The following is a 20,155-nucleotide window of genomic DNA, read 5'->3' on the forward strand; positions in this document are numbered from 1 at the left end:
TTAATAAGAGTTCATACCAAATAAAACAATGATTATCCTGCCAAAATAAATGTCGTAATTCCTGCTAGTTTTTATTTCAATATCAATAGCAATTTGATATATAACTGTATAATAAAACAGATTTTAAATTTATTTTTGGGGCAAGGATGCGCGAAACTGATCACGAAATTATTCAACTTTTTAAACAACACGTTCACCCCCTTTCAAACAAACTCACCGAAATGTTAAATGAGCATTTCTCCCACCAAACGGAACGTCGTGGTTGTGGCTATACGCAGGCGACACGCGTTTTAGCAGACTATATTAACAGCCCCAGACTCAGCCAAGATTTTGCCGACTTAAAACTGTTTGACCAATACGAAACCAAGACCTTAAAAGTATTGCTTGAGCAATCGCAGTACATGATTTCAGATTGGCATAATTTAGATCTGAATGAGCAAATTCAACCGCTGCTGGCAACAGAAAACAGCTCTGAATTTGCTCAGCAAGTGCAACGTCAGCGTCAGTTACAACACCAATTACGCAGTATCACCGCACAAGCACAACTGAAGGAAACTCAAATTCTGTGCCAACTGATTGCCGATATTATTCTCCCGCAAAGCACAGCGAAAACAGGTTTGGTTGAGCTCGAAGCCTTGGCTGAAAAACCGAAAGTCGGTTCTTGCCCCATGGCTGAAAATTTCTTTCTTAAAATTGCCCATGGTCGCGTCTTAAGACAGGGCGAACTCAATATATTTGTGGATGAACAACAGCAGCCCTTATTGCTGGAAAAACTCAATATGGGAGATGATCATTCCTGTATTAGCCTCAAACCGATCCTGATGAATGGGGTGTGTTTGCCTGCGGGTTCATTGTTCTCAGTCAACTATGATCGCACAGCCATTCAAAACAAAACTCAAAACCAGCAATACAAAGGTTATGTGATCCCCTATTCTGAGATCAACGGCTTTTGGTTTTTAAGACTCACGACCTTAGCCATTTCTCCTGAAAATCGTGCACGTGCTTTTACAACGCATTATCAGCAGCAAGTTGAAAATGGTTTATTTAGTCCGGGAACCACATGCCTACAACAATTGGTTGATGTCGCGACCGCGCAAATACGGAACTAAACGCATGCTACAGGTTTGCTACTCACCGGATTATTATGCTCAGACCCACACCAACAGTATGGAAAAACTGAGCGCTGTCGCCGATGCTTTAGATCCGCTTGGTATCGTGCAGTTCCATCGCCCTGAAAAGCTCTCCATAGATATTTTAAAACAACTGCATGATCCAAAATATGTCGATGCTTTTGACATAGGGTTCCCTGAAAAGTTAGCCACGTTCCAAGGTTTTAAGCCTTGGAATACTCAACTGCGTGATGCGGTGTACCAGATTAATGCAGGGCAAGTCCTCGCAGCAGAATTGGCATGGAAATATCAAATTTCAGCCAATATCGCACAAGGCTTCCATCATGCAGTTTACGAACACGGTGGGTCTTTTTGTACCTTTAACGGGCTGGCTTTGATCGCACAACAGTTTCCAGATAAACGTATCTTTGTGCTGGACTGTGATCAGCATGGCGGTAATGGTACGGCAGAATTTACCCGTCGTTTTGACAACTTTTTTAATTATAGTATTTATGGGCTGGCCTTTGGCTGTCCGACCTACGAACGTTCAGAAACCTATCATGTACACAAACATCAAGGGAACTTCAGCCAATATATTTTAGCTATCCATCAAGCCTTTCAATGTGCCTTAGACTGGAATGCTGATTTAATTATCTTTCAGGCGGGAATGGACTGCCATCAAGATGATCCTTGCGGCTCATCATGGTTCAGTACAGAACTGATTGAAAAACGCGATGAAATTGTATTTCGCTTGGCCAAAAAGCACCAACTGCCTTTGATGTTTGTTTTAGCTGGCGGCTATCAAGCACTACCAGAACTGGTCAAGCTTCATGTGGGGACATTTCAAACTGCTTATAAAACTTACTATGCCGAATAAAAAATGCCAGCATATTGACATACACTGGCATGGATAGCTCGGCTGTTTAATTAAGAGAAATCAAGCTCTTTCTCAAAACCTTTTAACTCATAACGCGCCATCGCTAAGTTAGACTTGGTACGGTCAAGGACCAAATATAAAAACAATGTTTCATTGCTATCAAGCGGACGAATCAAGTGATATTGCTTACCCAAAGTAATCAAAATATCTTCAATGTTATCGTTTAATTGTAATGCTTTCGCAACTTTACGCTTAGAACGCACAACCTCAGTATTACCTGCTGCTGCTAATTCTAAGTCTACACCACTCCCCTGAGTCGCAAGTGCTAAGCCACTATCACTGTCTACCAGTGCAGCAGCAACAAAACCATCAATCCCTGTTAACGTATCTAAACTAACACGTGCCATCTTATTCTTACCTCTAGTTATAGCGTTACCCCAAAAAATTTAAAGACCTAGTTTCTTACGCAACTTTCCAATAAAACCGCGTAATTTATTCATTTGCCCTGTTTCTACTTGTTGTGTATCTGCCTGATACTTCACTTCATTTTGATCGATAAACTGACCTAATTGCAGTAGAACAGCACATGCTACAAAATTCAATACCCTTTCATTACTTAAATTTAAGGACTGTTTTACTTGATCAATTTGTGCGCCTTGTGAGAAACAGGTTGCCATCTTCAAAAAGTCACGACGTTGTAAATCTTTTTCAAACTGAGGCCATATTTCAAGCCTAAAGTTCTGATTCAAGCTGACTTGCGGTAACTGAATCGCAGACGAAGTACTCACCACTTTCCATAGCCAAACTCTTAGATCATAAACGTCTTTATCTTTAATCGTATCTTGGACCAACTGCGCAGTTGCATACGTCTGGTTCAAGGTCTCATTAAACTGAATCTCTTTATTTGGCTCGACCCAAACACGTTCGGTCCGTGTATCGACCAAAGCGAGAAAACCATGTGCATCGAACAACTGAATATAGCCATTACGTGGTGTAAAAATTTCGCTAAAAACCTGTGCCGTGGTCATTACTGGGTTCAGCACTGTAGGCATAACAGATTGAAAAGGCATAATGACTTCAAGTGTTGACTTTACATGCGCGGTAAGTTCATGTTGTGAAAGTACTTTTCTAGATAACCAATCGTGCAAATGCTCTATGTTTGAAAATGGATAGAACAATTGATCTCCGACAATTTGCCCTGCATTTTCAACCTTTTTGACCAGACGCAAATACACAATGTTTTGAATAGTCAGCAACTTTTGAATACCAGGTGAATTAAAAAACACATCATTGACCAGCAATAAATCGATTTTTTGCTCAGCAAGATTGACCCATTTCACATTCAAATTTTCAGGTAAAGACAGTAAAATTTGTTCTTTTATTTGCTCTAACGAGTTTAAACTTAAACCAAATACTGCAATATTTAATACGTTTTTCATGCCTAAACCCACGACAACCTCACCCTTTAAATCACAGCATCACGCCGATTGATATAATTAAAAATCAAAAAATATAGAATTTCTTATGATGCAAGGCTGAGCGGCGCACTGCTTAATCGTGCACTTAACTCTTTGTAGTAATACAGCATCTGCCCCATCAAAATATCTGTGTGGGTGACCGCCACCATGACCATCGGATGCTGTGGGTGGTGGACAGCCGTTAAAAACACTTTGCCATTGTCCGCATCAAGAGTAATGGTTTGGCAGCCCAACAATTGAATTTCTGTAATAAATGCATTCACCATAGCCAACATGGAACTGCTGACTGCTGCAATTTTTCCAGTATTTTCGATATTTTTCTTTGAAGCCAAAGCAAGCTCAAAACCATCCGATGAGCACAACATCACAAAGTCGATGCCTATAACGGTATTTAAAAAGCGTTGTAACTCGATATGGGCAGACTCAATCAGTGCTTGCGGAATTTCACGTGAACTATTCATTTATCCTACCTATGTAACTGCAGATTCAGCTTGCATTTCTATTGTTGTAATTAGTGTTTCAATCATCAGTAAAACATCATCTTGTTCACGCGCATCAACGGCAAACAGCGGAAATTGTTTTTGATGGATCTGCATCCAATCACGGTAAATTTTGAGCTTATGCTGATCTTCTGGATCTAAATGCGTAATGCCAACCGCCACATTTGATCCATACTGCTCAAATGCTTTTAAATAAAACTCTAAATCCTTTAAACGATCTGCTTGGCTATGATCGATTAAGATCACGATTCCCATTGCACCCTTGCAGACAATAGACCACATAAAATCAAAACGATCTTGGCCTGGAGTACCGTACAGGCCTATCTGCGTACCGTCTTCAAGGCTAATTTCACCGTAATCAATACCAACAGTCGTCAAAAATTTATGGTGCGTGCAGTATCAGTATTTACTGCTTCTGTCGTCACGACAGGAATATCAGACAATGCTTGAATGGCAGCAGATTTTCCTGCCCCCATGGTTCCCCCGAAAACAATTTTGTACTGCTGTAGTATCATCAAGAAGTCCCAAGAAGAATAAAATGCCTAATACGTCACATTATATTTAATTTTATTGACAAAAAACATCAAGTTTTAAACCATTTAGTAAAATCCACTTACATATTCCCCTACTTTTTGTATACCTTTTGAGCTTTTTTATACACATGTATACTATTTAAATTAGCTTAAGTATCTGTCTTTTCTTATTATTTAAATTAAATAATAATAATCATACTCAGTTAGGGCGTGATTGGCATTTTTTACCAAGTAAAATTCAATCTATAACTCAGATCAAAAAATACATTTGAAATATTTTTTTCAATCAACAAAACAGGAAACTTCACGTTTTTCATATGTTTAATCGATAGTTTCTTCGCTTAATTTCTGTATCCAAACGTCATTCACCAATTTAAACGAAAAGTCACTATCGATTTTGATTCTTTATTCGGGCTTGAACTGTACGCTTTGGCTTATTCGAATAAGGGTTTAGTTTTTTCTAGTGGCTTATTTTCATTACGGAATGAAACTGTTGAAACTCATCAGAACTGTAATCACGATGAACGTTTAAGAGGCTTCAGTTATTCGATGCATTTATCTCTCTAACGTTCTCATCATAAAAAAATCCTCCAAAGTATTGGAGGATTTTCGGTACAGATTGAAAGCAAGCTTATATTTGCACACTCACCTGACGTTGCTGTCGTGAGGCTGGCAAAAGTTCTTCGAATCTCTGCATCAGTTCAGGGTTCTCAGTTTGCCATTTCGGCTGCTTGTCTTTATCAATCAGTAAGGCACGGACACCTTCAAGCATGTCACCCTGCTCAAACCAGATATCTTGTAAATCTCGCTCCAACTGCATGCATTGCTCTAAAGATAGCCCCCGCCCAACATGCTGTAGCTTTAGACTGATTTGCTTGGCCAACAAAGAACGCTGTTGTAAATTTGCTAAGATCCTTTCAGCCCAATCCATACAATCACTATCTAATGTATTGGCAAGGCTGTCTTCAATTTGAGCCAATTCAGCATGAGAAAAATGCTGGCGAATCGCATCTTCATACTGTTTTAATTCACTAGGCGCAGGTTCTTTTAAATAACGTGCAATGGTCTGCTCAATCGATTGTTGGGTTAATTGCGCGGCATGTCCCAGTTCTGTTTGTAACTGCTCTAAGTGTTCACTCGGCACCAAGTAATCAATTAAATCTAAGTGCAAAGCATCACTACTACTAATCTGTTCACCCGTAACAGCCATGTACACACCGATATCGTCTAAACGAGACAGAAAATGGGTTGCGCCCACATCGGGGAAAAAACCAATTGCTGTTTCTGGCATCGCAAAACGTGATTTTTCACTGCTGACAATAATCTGGCAAGCTTGTGCCAAACCAAAACCACCACCCAAAACATAGCCATCTAAAAACACCAATACAGGTTTCGCATATTGGCGCAGGCTTTTTAGCATGTGATATTCATCGGCAAAATAGCGCTGATAATTGGCAGTTCCATTTTGATAACTGTCATAGAGGAAACGAATATCCCCGCCTGCACAAAAGGCTTTCGGGCTATTGGAGTTAATCAAGATGGCTTGAACTTGTTCGTCCTCGCGCCACAGTTCTAGCTGCTGGCTAATGCCATGAATCATGCTTAAGGACAGTGCATTCAAATGACTCGCGCGGTCTAACGTAATCACACCCAAATGTCCTTGGAGGCTGATCTGTAAATTATTTTCCATGCACAGACTCCTTTTATTGATTTTTAAATTGTGCTGGACGCTTTTCCACAAAGGCTTTCATCCCTTCTTTCTGGTCAGCTGTCGCAAAGATGGAATGGAAAGTACGACGCTCAAAGCGTAATCCTTCACTTAAACTCACTTCAAAAGCACGATTAATGCTTTCTTTAATCATCATGGTGGCCGTGAGGGATCGTTGCGCAATTTTTTCCGCAGCCTCTAGGGTATAGGCCAATAATTCTTCTTTCGGTAGCACACGCGCCACTAAACCACTTTGCTCTGCCTCAACTGCGCCCATTTGCCGTGCGGTTAAACACATCTCCATAGCTTTGGCTTTACCCAATGCCAACGTTAAACGCTGCGTTCCACCGATGCCAGGAATCACACCGAGTGTTACTTCAGGCAAACCAAATTTGGCATTGTCCGCGCAATAGATAAAATCGCACATCAGGGCCAATTCACAACCGCCCCCCAGTGCATAACCACTTACCGCAGCGATTAATGGTTTACGACGCTGCGCAATTCGATCTGCTAAATGGAAAAAATCATCAAAATAGATATTCGGGAAATTCAGCTCTGCCATTTCTTTAATATCGGCACCCGCGGCAAAGGCTTTTTCCGAACCCGCCAACACCATACAGCCAATTTCAGCATCGCGTTCAAATTGGTCTAAGACTTGGTTAATTTCAGCAATCAGTTGACTATTCAAGGCATTCAACGCTTTAGGACGATTCAGCGTAATCACCCCGACGCCTTTACGCTTTTCAACTAAAATTGTGTCCCACTGTAAGTCTTCGATGAATGTTTTTTCCCACTGCATGTTACGATCCTTCTTTTATAGACCAATGCACACATACCTTTAAAATCTCGTGATCACTCACATGTGCAAGAGTCAATTTTTTTCGATATTGGGTTTATAAACTACGAGCAATGACTAAGCGTTGAATATCACTGGTGCCTTCGTAAATCTGACAAATTCGGGCATCACGATAAATACGCTCAATCGGGAAATCTTTCAGATAGCCATAACCCCCAAAGATTTGTAAGGCATTTGAACAAACCCGCTCGGTCATTTCAGAGGCAAATAATTTCGCCATCGAAGCTTCAGTCAAACACGGTTGACCCGCTTCTTTTAAACGCGCCGCCTGATGTACCAACTGTCGTGCCGCGGCAATTTCTGTTGCCATACTGGCCAGTCGGAACGATACCGCTTGCTGCTCGAAAATGGGTTTACCGAATGCCACACGCTCCTTGGCATAACGGGTCGCTTCCTCCAAAGCGGCACGCGCTAATCCAACAGCCTGCGCGGCAATCCCAATACGCCCACCTTCCAGATTCGACAAGGCAATTTTTAAACCTTCGCCTTCTTTACCGAGCAACATACTTTTGTGCACACGCACATCAGTCAAGGCAATTTGGCAGGTGTCAGAGGCATGTAAACCCAACTTTTCTTCGACCCGAATCACTTCATAACCCGGCGTATTACGCGGGACTAAAAAGGCACTCATGCCTTTTTTCCCTGCGCTCGGATCGGTCACGGCAAACACGATAATCACGCCTGCATTGTGCCCTGAAGTAATAAATTGCTTGGCACCATTGATGATGTAATGGTCACCATCTTTCACGGCGCGGGTTTTAATGGCTGCGGCATCAGAACCTGTGTGTGGTTCAGTCAGTGCAAAAGCGCCAATCATTTCCCCTTTGGCTAAAGGTACGAGAAATTGCTGCTTTTGCGCCTCAGTCCCAAATTTCAAAATCGGCACGCAACCGACTGAATTATGTACACTCATAATGGCCGATGTCGCACCATCGGCAGCCGCAATTTCTTCTAGCGCCAGTACATAAGCCAAGTTGCCAGTTGCCGAACCACCCCATTCTTCAGGCACCAACATACCCATAAAACCCAATTGCCCCATTTGCTGTAAGGCTTGCGCAGGAAAAGTCCCCTGTCGGTCCCACTCACTGGCATAGGGTTTAATTTGTTCTTGGGCAAAGCTTTTTGCCATATCCTGAATCAAGACTTGTTCTTCAAAAAACATACCTTGTCGATCCCACTCACTGGTATTCGGTTTCATCTGCTCTTGGGCAAAACTTTTCGCCTTGTCCTGACTCAGGACATGTTCCTCAGTGAATTGCATAAATCCTTTCCTTACAATCTCTTCAATTTAAACAGTAGCCGCAGTTTGTTGCTTAGCAATTTCCTGATTGCGCAGTAAAAAGCGTTGAATCTTCCCACTTGGTGTTTTTGGAAGTTCAGTCACAAACTCAATCAAACGCGGATAGGCATGGGCAGATAAGCGTTTTTTCACAAATTGGCTTAGTTCATTTTCGAGTTCAGTACTGGCTGCACTTTCACCAGATAAAATCACAAAAGCTTTAATCACTTCTGTTCGCTCAGGATCAGGCACACCAATCACAGCGGCTTCAATCACGGCATCATGCTCTAGCAATGCACTTTCGACATCGAATGGGCCTACGCGATAGCCCGACGTGGTAATCACATCATCACTGCGTCCGACAAAACTCATACTGCCATCGGCATGCATTTCAGCGGTATCACCGGTTAAATAATAATGTCCAATAAATGGCGATTTACGACTTTCTTGATAGCCGCCAAACCACATCATCGGAGATTGGCTAATATCCACCGCTAAAATTCCTGGGCTATCGGCACCTAACTCCTGACCTTGTTCATCCAACGCGACAACACGATAGCCGGGACTGGCAAAACCGGCCGAACCTGCGCGAACCTCATGTTCCAATGCATGATGATTACACACCACCATCCCGACTTCAGTTTGACCATAGTGGTCAAAGATCGGGGCATCTAACACTTGTTTGAACCAGCGAAACACTTCAGGATTCAAGGGCTCACCTGCACTGCTGACGACACGGAATTTGCCACGGAGTTTCGCCATTTGCTTTGGATCGGCCGCCATCATCATGCGGTAAGCTGTGGGTGCACCTGCCAAGTTATTCACGCCATAGTCATCAACGATCTGGCATAGACTGTCGGCGGTAAATGCGCCTTCATAAAAAATGGTCGGATGACCCAATAAGAGCGGGCCTGTAATGCCGTAATACAATCCATACGCCCAACCCGGATCGGCAATATTCCAAAACGAATCTTCAGCTCTTAAACCAATCGCATCTTGCATATAGGCACCAAATGCAATCAGCGCTTTAAGGGGCACTTGCAAGGGTTTAGCAGGGCCTGTGGTACCTGAAGTGAACATCAACAAAAACGGATCTTGGATGTTCATCATCACCAATTCGCACTGATCAGATTGGCGATTGACCTCTGCCCAAAAGCTATAATCCCCCTGATACAAACCTGTGCCTTTGGCTCCTGTGACCGTCACAATGGCAGGGCAACCGTCTACTTCCTGTAATTTGTCACGATTGCCCACATCGGTCACCACCAGTTTGCTTTGTGCCAACTGTAAGCGGTGCTCAATGGCTTTCGGGCCAAATGCAGTAAATAGCGGTTGATAGACTGCACCAATCCGCCATGCTGCTAAAATGGTAATAATCAACTCTGGGGTACGTGGCAATAAGCCAGAAACGCGGTCACCTTTAGTCACCCCTTGCGACTTTAAAAAGTTAGCAAATTGGCTGGCACGTTGTTGTAACTCTCGAAAAGTATATTGCTCTTTACGACCATCTTTACCCTGCCAAAACAAGGCAATCTGCCCCGGCAAAGCATGCCGATCACAGCACTCATAACACGCATTCAGCGCATCGACTGAACCTGATAGAAACCGTTGCGCAGCCTGTTGTAAATCAAAGCTTTGCTGCGCTTGTTGATAATTTGAAGTCATCCTTTCACCTCAGTCACATTTTTTGTTATTCACGACAAGGGTTTTTTATCGGGTGCACTCATTGCACCCTTTCATTTCTTTTGAATCAATTTTCTCGGGGTAAATACTGCTGGATAATGCTAGAAAAATCTAAATGCGCATTGCCTTGCAAACACAATTGTTGATAAAGCTGCTGTGCCAAACCACCAAGTAATACAGGTTGCTTGACTTGACCTGCCGCTTCAATGGCCAAACCTAAATCTTTGAGCATGAGTTGCGAAGCAAATCCATCGGTATAGCCACGTCCTGCAGGTGCATTTGGACTAATATCTGGCCAAGGATTACAGATTTCAGAACTCCAGCAACGGCCACTTGAACTATTAATCACCCCTGCCAATGCATGTGTATCAATGCCCAGTCGACTGCCCAATGCCATACCTTCTGCCACCGCCGCCATGGAAATGCCCAGAATCATGTTGTTGCAGATTTTGGCAATTTGTCCTGCACCCACCGCGCCACAATGCACGGTGTTTTTGCCCATAAAACTGAGAATTGGTTTGACCTGCTCATAAGTCACCTCATCGGCACCAACCATAAAGGTGAGTGTCCCTGCTTTGGCACCAATGGTGCCACCAGACACAGGCGCATCACAGACTTGAACCTGATGCTTTAAACCCTCAGCAGCCACATCTTTAATGGTTTGCGGATCGATAGTACTAGAGTCAATACAGAGACTACCTGCTCGCATCACCGCCAGAATCCCCGTTTCACCCAAATACACCTCACGTACATGCTTGGCCGCAGGTAACATACTGATGACGACATCTGCTTGCTCAGCCGCAGCTTGCGGACTGTCACAAACAATCCCGCCACTTTCAGCAAACTGTTGTAAGGCTTTTTCACTCAGGTCATAGCCCAACACTGTTTGCCCTACTTTGAGCAGGTTCTGTGCCATCGAACCGCCCATATTCCCTAAACCAATGAAAGCTATCTTCATCTCGCTACTCCTTAGCGTAAACTGATGGTGGTATTGACTTCCCCTGCTTCTTGACTGTCTTCAAACCAACGACTGGTAATAGTTTTGGTTTGCGTATAGAACTGTACCGCTTGTTTGCCATAAGGGCCTAAGTCACCCAATTTCGAACCACGTGAACCTGTAAAGCTAAAGAATGGCACAGGGACTGGAATTGGAATATTGATGCCCACTTGACCAATATCAATATGGTTTTGGAAGGTACGGGCCACTGCACCACTTTGGGTAAATAAGCCCACGCCATTCCCAAATGGATTGGCATTCACCAGCTCAATCGCTTCATCCAAAGTCTCCACACAAAGAATGGTCAATACAGGGCCAAAGATTTCTTCTTTATAAATACGCATATCCGTCGTGACATTGCTAAACACTGTTGCCCCAACAAAGTTGCCATTTTCATAGCCTTTGACTTGAATATCACGACCATCCAGCAACAGTTCCGCACCTTGCTCGACACCGCTGTTTATTAAATCAATCACACGGGCTTTGGCACGCGGTGAAATCACAGGACCAATGTCCGTATTCGGCTCATGTCCCGCATTCACACTCAAGGTTTTGGCTTTTGCAACCAATTCATTGATCCAGTGTTTACTGTCACCGACCATGACTGCAACCGAAAGCGCCATGCAACGTTGTCCTGCTGCACCAAAGGCTGCACCAACCATGGCATTTAAAGTTTGTTCTTTATTGGCATCAGGCATCACGACCACATGGTTTTTCGCGCCCATCATCGATTGCACACGCTTGCCATGTTGACCTGCCAAGTTATAGACATGCGTACCAACCGCAGTTGAGCCCACAAAAGAAATGGCTTTAATGTCTTGATGCGTACACAGGGCATCGACCACCTCTTTGCCACCATGCACCACATTCAGTACGCCAGCGGGAATACCTGCTTCGATTGCCAACTCGACCAACATCATGGTGGAGAGCGGATCTTGTTCAGATGGCTTCAAAACAAAGGTATTACCGCAGACGATTGCCATTGGGAACATCCACAAAGGAATCATCGCAGGGAAGTTAAATGGCGTAATGCCTGCACATACACCTAAAGGTTGTTGCAAGGTATAGGTATCTACGCCACGTGCCACACCTTCAGTATATTCGCCCATTTGCAAAGTGCCAATTGAACAGGCATGTTCCACCACTTCCAAACCACGCTGAATATCACCTTCAGCGTCGGCCAAAGTTTTACCTTGTTCTGCGGTGAGTACCTGTGCAATTTTCTTGGCATTGTCACGAATCAGTTGCTGTAGTTTCAGCATAATGCGCATACGCGCTTGAATCGGGGTTTCTCGCCAGCTGGCAAAAGCAGATTTTGCTGAAACAATCGCGGCTTGTATTTCCTCAGGCGTTGCAAAAGGGACTAAGCCAATCACTTCTTGGGTTGCAGGGTTGATAATGTCTTGCCATTGCTGGGTTTTAGACTCGACAAACTCACCGTTAATCAAAAGTTTAGCTGTAGTAATTTGGATATTTGAGACCGTATTCATAACCTCTCCATAGGCATTCATTTTTATTGTGTCACTGTTGAAACATACGACTTAAACCGTATATCCAATTTCTGCTTTTCAACTCAGACTAGCAAAGAAAACTTTGACCACCAATGCATATTGGTGCACGATGGTTGTGCAATTTTGCACAGGATGTGGAAAATAAAAAATGAAAGTAGATTGGGATCATCTGCAGTTTTTTTTGGTCTTGGCACGCGCTAAAACCCTGACCAATGCAGCACGGATTATTGGAGTCGAACACAGTACTGTGGCACGGCGGGTACAGTCTTTAGAAGTCGCTTTAGGTACACCGCTGTTTAAACGTGAAGCCACAGGCTATGAACTCACCGTCGATGGCATGGCACTAGTGCCGCGCGTAGAGCAAATGGAACAGGCCTTTTTGCAAATTCAGAAACCACAACAGCCACTTGAAGGACGAGTGCGCATTGGCGCACCTGAGGGTTTCGGCACAGCGTTTTTAACCCAGTTATTGGCCGAACTGTCATTGCAATTTCCACTACTCACCATCGACCTGATTCCTGTACCGAAGATGATCAAACTGTCGCATCGTGAAGCAGATATTGTGATTTCTATTGACCGTCCAAAATCAGGTCCCTACATCATTACCCGACTGACCGATTACTGTTTAAAAATTTATGGAAGCAAGCGCTATCTGGCACAGCATCCGCCTATACAGCGGATGGAAGATTTAGCGACCCATCGCTTTGTCAATTATATTGATGATCTGATTTATAGTTCAGAGCTGTATTGCTTGGAACGGCTACCCATTCCTCTGACGGCAAATTTTCGCAGTAGCAGTATTTTGGCCCAACAAATCGCGGTCAATGCAGGGGCAGGATTGGCCATTTTGCCGCAATTTCTGGCCCATGACCAACCCGACTTAGAACAAGTATTGCCCGAACAGGTACGCTTCACGCATACCTTTTGGATGCTGACTTTTGTCGACCTACAACACGAGCCACGGATTAAATTGGTCTGGGATTATTTGCGTAAACAAGCCGACTTAAAACAAGGCATGCTGATGGATTAAATCATACACAGCAGGTACTTATTTATATTCTCCCGTCGCAATGCGTCGAGCCAGTTGTTCCAAACGATCGACTTTTTGACGTTGTGGTAAAACATGGCAAACCATCTCGGCGGTATAATCCACAGCAGTATTGGGTATCAACGGTCGAGTCTGACTTGTTGCATAGTCTTGACTACTAAGTAAGGATCCATTTTTTTTAAAATTGGCAGATGAACGAATACTATAGACTTCATTATCACAGCCAACTCTGTATAACGCGAGTGAGTAATCCCCTAACTCCAAGCCGTCTTTTTCTTTGTCGCTTTTAATGAGATATTTGACCCAATATTCAACTTCATTACGACTCGTATCAAGCATTTTAACTCTATCAAAATCGACATAAACATATTGTGAACGATCATAATTGGCATTCACAAACGTCCATTCGGCAAACGCAGATCCTCCCCACAATACACAAAGAAAACCCAATAAAATACGACTTAACACATCACTATCCCCCAAGATAGACGGGCAAGATTATAGCGACTCCCTTAGATAAAGCACATTAAAAACCAAACTAACATACTGAAATATATCTATTTAATTGATTTTAAAAAGTGAATTTCAACACATATATCCGCGCTTAATTACAACTAACTATCATTCTATATCGACTTTGTGGCTTTTTTTGCACACACATATAGCAGATCGTATTTGTCTGCTGAAAAATCAAATTGTATTTCGAAGAAATGATCTTCTAGGCATAAAATATACAAGGTATTTTATAACGCTGTTTTAATAAAATGAGACAGCAAGATATTATCGATAATGAGTAAAATAACTACATTCAACTCTCGATTTTTATTGCGTTATTCACGATAGAACAATCTATTTCTAAAAAAAAATTATTAAATATTTTTCTATTTTCAGCATCATTTTTTCTTTTCAAATTCATTACTTAATGTATGCGTGATGATGTAAGTATAATTAAAAAAAGCCCCCTGTAACTACAGAGGGCTTTTCAAATTTGGCGGAAGCGGTGAGATTCGAACTCACGGAGGGGTATAAGCCCTCGTCGGTTTTCAAGACCGGTGCATTAAACCGCTCTGCCACGCTTCCATGTGCGCCATCATACGGAGCTTTTGTTTTCATGACAAGTAAAACTTACCGTCAAAGCAACCAACTGCATATTGTTTCATCAAAAGCTTATAATTTCGAAGCGATTTCTGCACCTTCGCGAATCGCACGCTTCGCATCTAACTCAGCCGCCAGCTTAGCACCACCAATAATGTGATAATTCGCTAATGTATTTTGCTCAGAACTTGGCATCAAGTCTTTCACTGACTCCTGCCCAGCACACACGACGATAGTATCGACACGGAGCAATTGATCTTGTCCTGCCATATCCACCCAAAGCCCTTCATCAGTCACAGCTTTGTACTGAACCCCACGTAACATACGTACTGCATGCTTTTTCAACTGTGCACGGTGTACCCAGCCCGAAGTTTTGCCCAAACCTGCTCCAAGTGCAGAGGTTTTACGCTGTAATAAATAAATCTCACGAACAGGCGGATGAACTTCTGCGGCCTGCGTGCCTCCTTCAGAAACATAATTCGGGTTTGGATCTACGCCCCATTCACGTTGCCAATCTGCAAGCGGTTGTGGCTGAGGTTGATGCTCTGGTTTCAATAAATACTCAGACACATCAAAACCAATCCCTCCAGCACCAATCACCGCAACTTTTCGACCGACAGGTGCGCCGCGTAACACTTCTGCATAAGACAAGACTTGCGGTGAATCACTCCCTTCGATACGTAATGCACGTGGCACAACACCCGTGGCAATGATAATTTCTTCAAAGCCTTCACGCTCAAGCTGCTCACGATTCACCTTGGTGTTTAAACGTAAGTCGACTCCCGTTTTTTCAATCTGTACTTTGAAATAACGAATGGTTTCATGAAACTCTTCTTTACCGGGTACAACTTTTGCCAGGTTGAACTGTCCACCCACTTCATGACTTGCTTCAAACAATGTCACTTGGTGTCCACGACTGGCTGCAACCGTCGCGGCCGACATACCTGCGACACCACCACCAACAACAGCAACTCGTTTCGGTTGTTTCGCTTTCAAATAAACCAACTCTGTTTCAAACGCTGCACGTGGGTTGACTAAACAGGTTGCACGTAGGTTTTTAAAAGTATGATCTAAACATGCTTGGTTACAAGCGATACACGTATTGATCTCGTCGATACGATTAGTCGCTGTTTTATTCACCCAAAAAGCATCGGCCAATAACGGACGCGCCATTTGCACCATATCCGCTTTGCCCGATGCCAAAATCTCTTCTGCCGTGTCTGGCATATTGATACGGTTTGAGGCAATCACTGGCACAGCCACGTGCTTTTTCACTTCCGCAGTATAGTCAACAAAAGCAGCACGTGGCACAGAAGTCACAATGGTCGGAATTCGCGCTTCATGCCAGCCAATCCCTGTATTCAACAAGGTAATGCCTGCTTTTTCTAGTGCTTGCGCAATGGTAATCACTTCTTGCATGGTATTGCCATCATGCACTAAATCTAGCAATGACAAACGGAAGCAAATAATAAATTTCTCGCCGACTTGTGCACGTATCCCTTTGACAATTTCGACCGCAAAACGCATACGGTTTTCAATCGGCCCACCCCAACGGTCTTCACGTTGGTTCACATGACGGCTTAAGAACTGATTCAGTAAATAACCTTCTGAACCCATAATTTCCACACCGTCATAGCCTGCCTTTTTGGCAAGACTAGCGCAGTTAACGTAGTCATCAATGGTATTCAAGATTTGTTTTTCAGACATTTGACGCGGTTTAAAAGGCGAAATCGGCGACTTGATTGGGCTGGCAGAAACAACAAAGGGTTGATAGCCATAACGTCCAGCATGCAAAATCTGCATTAAAATTTTTGCGCCATGCTTATGTACGGCATGGGTCACTAAACGATGTGGAGCAATATCCCCCAGCGTATTCATCGTCCCGCCCGCAGGAAGGAGCCAACCTTGACGGTTTGGAGAAATCCCGCCTGTAATGATCAGGCCGACTCCGCCTTTAGCACGCTCACCGAAGTATGCTGCCAATTTTGGATAATTATAAAAACGATCTTCCAAGCCCGTATGCATGGAGCCCATCACCACACGGTTTTTAATGGTGGTAAAACCCAAATGTAAGGGTTTTAAAATATGTGCATAGCTATTGGTTGTCATCATGAATCCTTATCTTTGGCTTTGCAACTTGTTGCATACTACTTTAGCTGTTTTTTAAAATATTGGGATGACAATTTATAAAAAATTCTTGGCATCTACGGTCAATTCAACTGAGCTCTCAAAAACATAGACAATAAAAAAACCAGTGACGTTGCCCTCACTGGTTTAGTTTTTTAGACCAAAGTCCTTTACTGCCAATGCTTTAACTTACTGGTTTGACCAATACCCACATTAAAACTATTGGTTGGATCAAGCTTTTCATAATGCGTTCGTAGTGCAGGTTTTGCTACATATAAATGTCCGACATTATGCTCAGCTGGGTATTCCGCCCCACGAGCATCCAGTAAATGCCACATTTGATGTTCCATCGCCAAAGGATCCACGCCTTTTTTCACAATATAGTCCTGATGAAACACATGACATAAAAAGTGACCATAATAGAGTTTATGAACAATCAGATCATCCATCTCTTTGGGTAAGGTTTCCACCCACTCGCGATCATTACGACGCAATGCGATATCCAGAGCTACAATATCTTCAACTTCTGAACGGTGCGTATCCCGATAGCGAATTGCTGCACCTGCAACGGCAAAGCGATGTAAAAATGCTTTACGTCCTTCTTCCTCTGTACAGTGGAAAAAATCACCTGAGGTTTTATCTTGGAAATAATGTCTTAAAAAGCTTTCAACTTGCTCGACATCTTGATTTTCAACCCGAATAACCAAGTGATGTTCATACAGATCACGGAAAGCATTCATCCGTTTCGGTAAATGATTAGGCAAAAATTTGGTGATCAATTGCAGGACTTTATCTGACAGTCCTTTCATACCAAATTTTTCTAAGTATGCATCGACCTTATCTTTCATTGCAAATGCAGCAGGTACTTTGGCTGTGCCGAGTTTTTCAATGAACATAAAGGTATCTTTGCCGTACTCCGCCCCAATGTCATAAGCCACACGGTGGATGTATTCCCCTGCAATCGGCAATCGCGGCAAATCTTTTAGTAAAAAACGTCGAATTGCAGTCAAATCATCATGTGAGTTTGTACCTACATAGAACACCTGACTTGGGATTTTTTCAAAGGTATCCAAACGTACGGCAAAAACACACACTTTACCTGCCGAACCCGATGCTTCATATAAACGAGACGGATCGGCATTAAAACGTGCAGGCGTATTTTCATCAACTTGTTTAACATCATGTCCATAACGATGGTCCGATGCGCAGCAGTCTGAGTTATTGATAATATCGCCGATTTGATAATTTTTCGTTTCAAGCTTGCTTAGAATTTCTTCAGGTGTATCTCCGAGATTTACCCCTAGATGATTCACCAACTCTAACTGACCATCATCATTAACACGGGCATACAATGCCAGCTCAGTATAAGCAGGACCACGGCGCACCAAAGCACCGCCTGAGTTATTACAGACGCCACCTAAAACTGAAGCTCCAATACACGATGAACCAATCACCGAATGCGGTTCCCGATTAAATGGTACCAACTCTTTTTCAAGACGATCTAGCGTTGCACCGGGTAGACAAATCACTTGCTGACCGTCATTAATAACCTGAATGCCAACCAAACGACGCGTGCTGATCAGTACCACAGGACGGTCATAGTCATCGCCAAAAGGCGTTGAACCACCGGTCAAACCTGTATTGGCTGCTTGCATAATTACAATACAATCTGCCTCAACAGCCGCTTGCAGTACTTGCCACTGTTCCAGTAATGACCCTGGTGCAACAACAGCTAGTACTTTCCCTGCACCGTAACGACGACCTTGGCGGTATAAACGTGTGTCTTTATCGTCAGTTAAAACGTGTTGTTTACCAACAATGGTGATGAGTTTTTGAATAGTTTGCTGTGGAGATAATTGAGTTTGCATAAGGAGTTTTCCTATTCCAAATTTTAATTAAGGAATAATGTTTATTTATTCATTTATTTAACTTCTTATATTCGAATTCAAAGTGCAAAGATAAATTCCATATTTGAAATCCCCCTATATCCCCCTTTTCCAAAGGGGGACTTTTCTTTTACCTAGATCAATTCAAGTAAAAACAAGCCCCTCCGTTTACAAAGGGAGAGTATTGCAAATTTTACAATCAATTAATTTACAACATTCCCCTCTTTTATAAAGAGGGGTTAGGGGAGATTTACATTGTGAATTAAAACAACTTCACACTATCCATTTTCATACAATAGAAATTATTAAAAACTTACTCAGCCAACTCTCGTTCTAACTTCACTAAACAGTCAGATGTAATATCAGCAATGGTTTTTGCCCCTGTTAAAGTCATGGCAACACGCATTTCTTTATCAATCAATTCTAAAAGATTTGAAACACCTTCACCGCCTGCTGCACCTAGAGCATAAACAAAGGCACGACCAAGCATACACGTGTCTGCACCCAACGCCAGCATACGCACAACGTCTAGACCATTACGAATACCCGAATCCGCGAGGATTTTAATATCGCCTTTGACTGCATCTGCAATTGGTGGAAGTGCGCGTGCAGAAGATAAAACGCCATCGAGCTGACGACCACCATGGTTTGAAACCACAATCCCATCTGCACCGAAACGCACTGCATCTTTGGCATCTTCAGGATCCAAAATTCCTTTAATGACCATTGGCCCATCCCAAAACTCACGAATCCACTCAAGGTCTTTCCACGAAATAGACGGATCAAAGTTAGAACCTAACCAACCAATATAATCTTCTAGACCTGTAGGCTTACCTAAGTATTTAGAAATATTGCCCAAGTCATGCGGACGTCCCATCATGCCGACATTCCACGCCCAGTGTGGGTGGAAACACGACTGCATATAACGGCGCATTGCTGCATTTGGGCCACTCATACCCGAGTGGGCATCGCGGTAACGCGCGCCCGGAACAGGCATATCCACAGTAAACACCAAGGTTGAACAGCCTGCCGCTTTAGCACGCTCCAAAGCATTTTTCATGAAACCACGGTCACGCAGTACATAGAGCTGGAACCACATTGGACGCTGAATCGCAGGTGCCACTTCTTCAATTGGACATACTGAAACGGTAGATAGTGTAAATGGAATACCCTTGTTATCTGCAGCGACCGCAGCTTGAACTTCGCCGCGGCGTGCATACATGCCTGTTAAACCCACAGGAGATAATGCAACAGGCATCGACAAAGTTTCATCAAACAGTTTGGTCTCTAAACTTAACTGCGACATGTCGTTCAGTACACGCTGGCGCAAAGCAATTTTTGATAGATCTTCTACATTGCGCTTCAGGGTATATTCTGCATACGCACCACCATCGATGTAATGGAATAAAAATGGCGGTAAACGACGTCGTGCCGCTTCACGGTAGTCATTGGCAGAAGAAATAATCAT

16 protein-coding genes, 1 tRNA gene and 1 pseudogene are annotated in these 20,155 nt (G+C 43.2%); 3 read left to right on the forward strand and 15 right to left on the reverse strand.

The features are described 5' to 3' along the window. Positions 1–146: 146 nt before the first annotated feature. Together AC0KVP_RS10840 and AC0KVP_RS10845 are read left to right on the forward strand one after the other, a co-directional pair. Positions 147–1,109, forward strand: a complete 963-nt coding sequence (locus AC0KVP_RS10840; protein ID WP_473336613.1) for a hypothetical protein — start codon at positions 147–149, stop codon at positions 1,107–1,109. Positions 1,110–1,113: 4 nt separating this feature from the next. Continuing rightward, complete coding sequence (locus AC0KVP_RS10845) at positions 1,114–1,986, forward strand: arginase family protein (protein WP_411370997.1); 873 nt, start codon at positions 1,114–1,116, stop codon at positions 1,984–1,986. Positions 1,987–2,036: 50 nt separating this feature from the next. On the opposite strand, the gene AC0KVP_RS10850 is transcribed toward AC0KVP_RS10845, so the two are convergent. The 10 genes and pseudogenes from AC0KVP_RS10850 to AC0KVP_RS10895 all read right to left on the reverse strand — a co-directional run bounded on the left by AC0KVP_RS10850 (position 2,037) and on the right by AC0KVP_RS10895 (position 12,510). Continuing rightward, entirely contained in the window at positions 2,037–2,393 is a 357-nt protein-coding gene (locus AC0KVP_RS10850; RefSeq protein WP_004693972.1) for a roadblock/LC7 domain-containing protein, read from the reverse strand. 39 nt (positions 2,394–2,432) lie between these two features. Beyond that, on the reverse strand, positions 2,433–3,425 hold the full coding sequence (locus tag AC0KVP_RS10855; protein WP_473336616.1) for a hypothetical protein: 993 nt from the start codon (positions 3,423–3,425) through the stop codon (positions 2,433–2,435). Between the two features lie 83 nt (positions 3,426–3,508). Continuing rightward, positions 3,509–3,925, reverse strand: coding sequence for a roadblock/LC7 domain-containing protein (locus tag AC0KVP_RS10860; protein ID WP_411370999.1), 417 nt, complete (start codon positions 3,923–3,925; stop codon positions 3,509–3,511). A gap of 9 nt (positions 3,926–3,934) precedes the next feature. Then, positions 3,935–4,479: pseudogene (locus AC0KVP_RS10865) on the reverse strand (GTP-binding protein). A gap of 649 nt (positions 4,480–5,128) precedes the next feature. Beyond that, a complete protein-coding gene (locus AC0KVP_RS10870) occupies positions 5,129–6,187 on the reverse strand; it encodes an enoyl-CoA hydratase/isomerase family protein (RefSeq protein ID WP_473336619.1) in 1,059 nt (352 codons plus the stop codon). Between the two features lie 13 nt (positions 6,188–6,200). Continuing rightward, positions 6,201–7,004, reverse strand: a complete 804-nt coding sequence (locus AC0KVP_RS10875; RefSeq protein ID WP_473336621.1) for an enoyl-CoA hydratase — start codon at positions 7,002–7,004, stop codon at positions 6,201–6,203. 94 nt (positions 7,005–7,098) lie between these two features. Continuing rightward, positions 7,099–8,223: an acyl-CoA dehydrogenase family protein gene (locus tag AC0KVP_RS10880; RefSeq protein ID WP_473340499.1), complete on the reverse strand. Its 1,125-nt coding sequence runs from the start codon at positions 8,221–8,223 to the stop codon at positions 7,099–7,101. 126 nt (positions 8,224–8,349) lie between these two features. Beyond that, positions 8,350–10,005: an AMP-binding protein gene (locus AC0KVP_RS10885; RefSeq protein WP_473336623.1), complete on the reverse strand. Its 1,656-nt coding sequence runs from the start codon at positions 10,003–10,005 to the stop codon at positions 8,350–8,352. A gap of 85 nt (positions 10,006–10,090) precedes the next feature. Continuing rightward, positions 10,091–10,981: a 3-hydroxyisobutyrate dehydrogenase gene (gene mmsB, locus AC0KVP_RS10890; protein WP_473336625.1), complete on the reverse strand. Its 891-nt coding sequence runs from the start codon at positions 10,979–10,981 to the stop codon at positions 10,091–10,093. An 11-nt stretch (positions 10,982–10,992) separates the two neighbouring features. Next, positions 10,993–12,510 (reverse strand): CoA-acylating methylmalonate-semialdehyde dehydrogenase, encoded by a 1,518-nt coding sequence (locus AC0KVP_RS10895; protein ID WP_473336627.1) that lies wholly within the window; start codon positions 12,508–12,510, stop codon positions 10,993–10,995. 169 nt (positions 12,511–12,679) lie between these two features. Between AC0KVP_RS10895 and AC0KVP_RS10900 the strand changes: the two genes are divergently transcribed. Beyond that, positions 12,680–13,561, forward strand: coding sequence for a LysR family transcriptional regulator (locus AC0KVP_RS10900; RefSeq protein WP_234965711.1), 882 nt, complete (start codon positions 12,680–12,682; stop codon positions 13,559–13,561). Positions 13,562–13,579: 18 nt separating this feature from the next. Here the strand turns inward: AC0KVP_RS10900 and AC0KVP_RS10905 are convergent, their stop codons facing one another. The 5 genes from AC0KVP_RS10905 to lldD form a co-directional block, all read right to left on the reverse strand. Beyond that, positions 13,580–14,047, reverse strand: coding sequence for a surface-adhesin E family protein (locus tag AC0KVP_RS10905; RefSeq protein ID WP_332476948.1), 468 nt, complete (start codon positions 14,045–14,047; stop codon positions 13,580–13,582). Between the two features lie 521 nt (positions 14,048–14,568). Next, positions 14,569–14,659, reverse strand: a tRNA-Ser gene (locus AC0KVP_RS10910). Positions 14,660–14,746: 87 nt separating this feature from the next. Beyond that, a complete protein-coding gene (locus AC0KVP_RS10915; RefSeq protein ID WP_234964097.1) occupies positions 14,747–16,783 on the reverse strand; it encodes an NADPH-dependent 2,4-dienoyl-CoA reductase in 2,037 nt (678 codons plus the stop codon). Between the two features lie 188 nt (positions 16,784–16,971). Next, entirely contained in the window at positions 16,972–18,669 is a 1,698-nt protein-coding gene (dld, locus tag AC0KVP_RS10920; RefSeq protein WP_473336630.1) for a D-lactate dehydrogenase, read from the reverse strand. 331 nt (positions 18,670–19,000) lie between these two features. After that, positions 19,001–20,155, reverse strand: coding sequence for an FMN-dependent L-lactate dehydrogenase LldD (gene lldD, locus AC0KVP_RS10925; RefSeq protein WP_473336632.1), 1,155 nt, complete (start codon positions 20,153–20,155; stop codon positions 19,001–19,003).

Source organism: Acinetobacter sp. DL27 (assembly GCF_055810995.1).

Excerpts from the sequence above, each read along its gene's own strand:
- lldD (WP_473336632.1), bottom strand. The coding sequence starts at position 20,155 with ATGATTATTTCTTCTGCCAATGACTACCGTGAAGCGGCACGACGTCGT.
- AC0KVP_RS10915 (WP_234964097.1), bottom strand. The coding sequence starts at position 16,783 with ATGACAACCAATAGCTATGCACATATTTTAAAACCCTTACATTTGGGT.
- AC0KVP_RS10850 (WP_004693972.1), bottom strand. The coding sequence starts at position 2,393 with ATGGCACGTGTTAGTTTAGATACGTTAACAGGGATTGATGGTTTTGTT.
- AC0KVP_RS10855 (WP_473336616.1), bottom strand. The coding sequence starts at position 3,425 with ATGAAAAACGTATTAAATATTGCAGTATTTGGTTTAAGTTTAAACTCG.
- AC0KVP_RS10845 (WP_411370997.1), top strand. The coding sequence starts at position 1,114 with ATGCTACAGGTTTGCTACTCACCGGATTATTATGCTCAGACCCACACC.
- AC0KVP_RS10840 (WP_473336613.1), top strand. The coding sequence starts at position 147 with ATGCGCGAAACTGATCACGAAATTATTCAACTTTTTAAACAACACGTT.
- AC0KVP_RS10880 (WP_473340499.1), bottom strand. The coding sequence starts at position 8,223 with ATGTTTTTTGAAGAACAAGTCTTGATTCAGGATATGGCAAAAAGCTTT.
- mmsB (WP_473336625.1), bottom strand. The coding sequence starts at position 10,981 with ATGAAGATAGCTTTCATTGGTTTAGGGAATATGGGCGGTTCGATGGCA.
- dld (WP_473336630.1), bottom strand. The coding sequence starts at position 18,669 with ATGCAAACTCAATTATCTCCACAGCAAACTATTCAAAAACTCATCACC.
- AC0KVP_RS10875 (WP_473336621.1), bottom strand. The coding sequence starts at position 7,004 with ATGCAGTGGGAAAAAACATTCATCGAAGACTTACAGTGGGACACAATT.
- AC0KVP_RS10870 (WP_473336619.1), bottom strand. The coding sequence starts at position 6,187 with ATGGAAAATAATTTACAGATCAGCCTCCAAGGACATTTGGGTGTGATT.
- AC0KVP_RS10900 (WP_234965711.1), top strand. The coding sequence starts at position 12,680 with ATGAAAGTAGATTGGGATCATCTGCAGTTTTTTTTGGTCTTGGCACGC.
- AC0KVP_RS10860 (WP_411370999.1), bottom strand. The coding sequence starts at position 3,925 with ATGAATAGTTCACGTGAAATTCCGCAAGCACTGATTGAGTCTGCCCAT.
- AC0KVP_RS10885 (WP_473336623.1), bottom strand. The coding sequence starts at position 10,005 with ATGACTTCAAATTATCAACAAGCGCAGCAAAGCTTTGATTTACAACAG.
- AC0KVP_RS10895 (WP_473336627.1), bottom strand. The coding sequence starts at position 12,510 with ATGAATACGGTCTCAAATATCCAAATTACTACAGCTAAACTTTTGATT.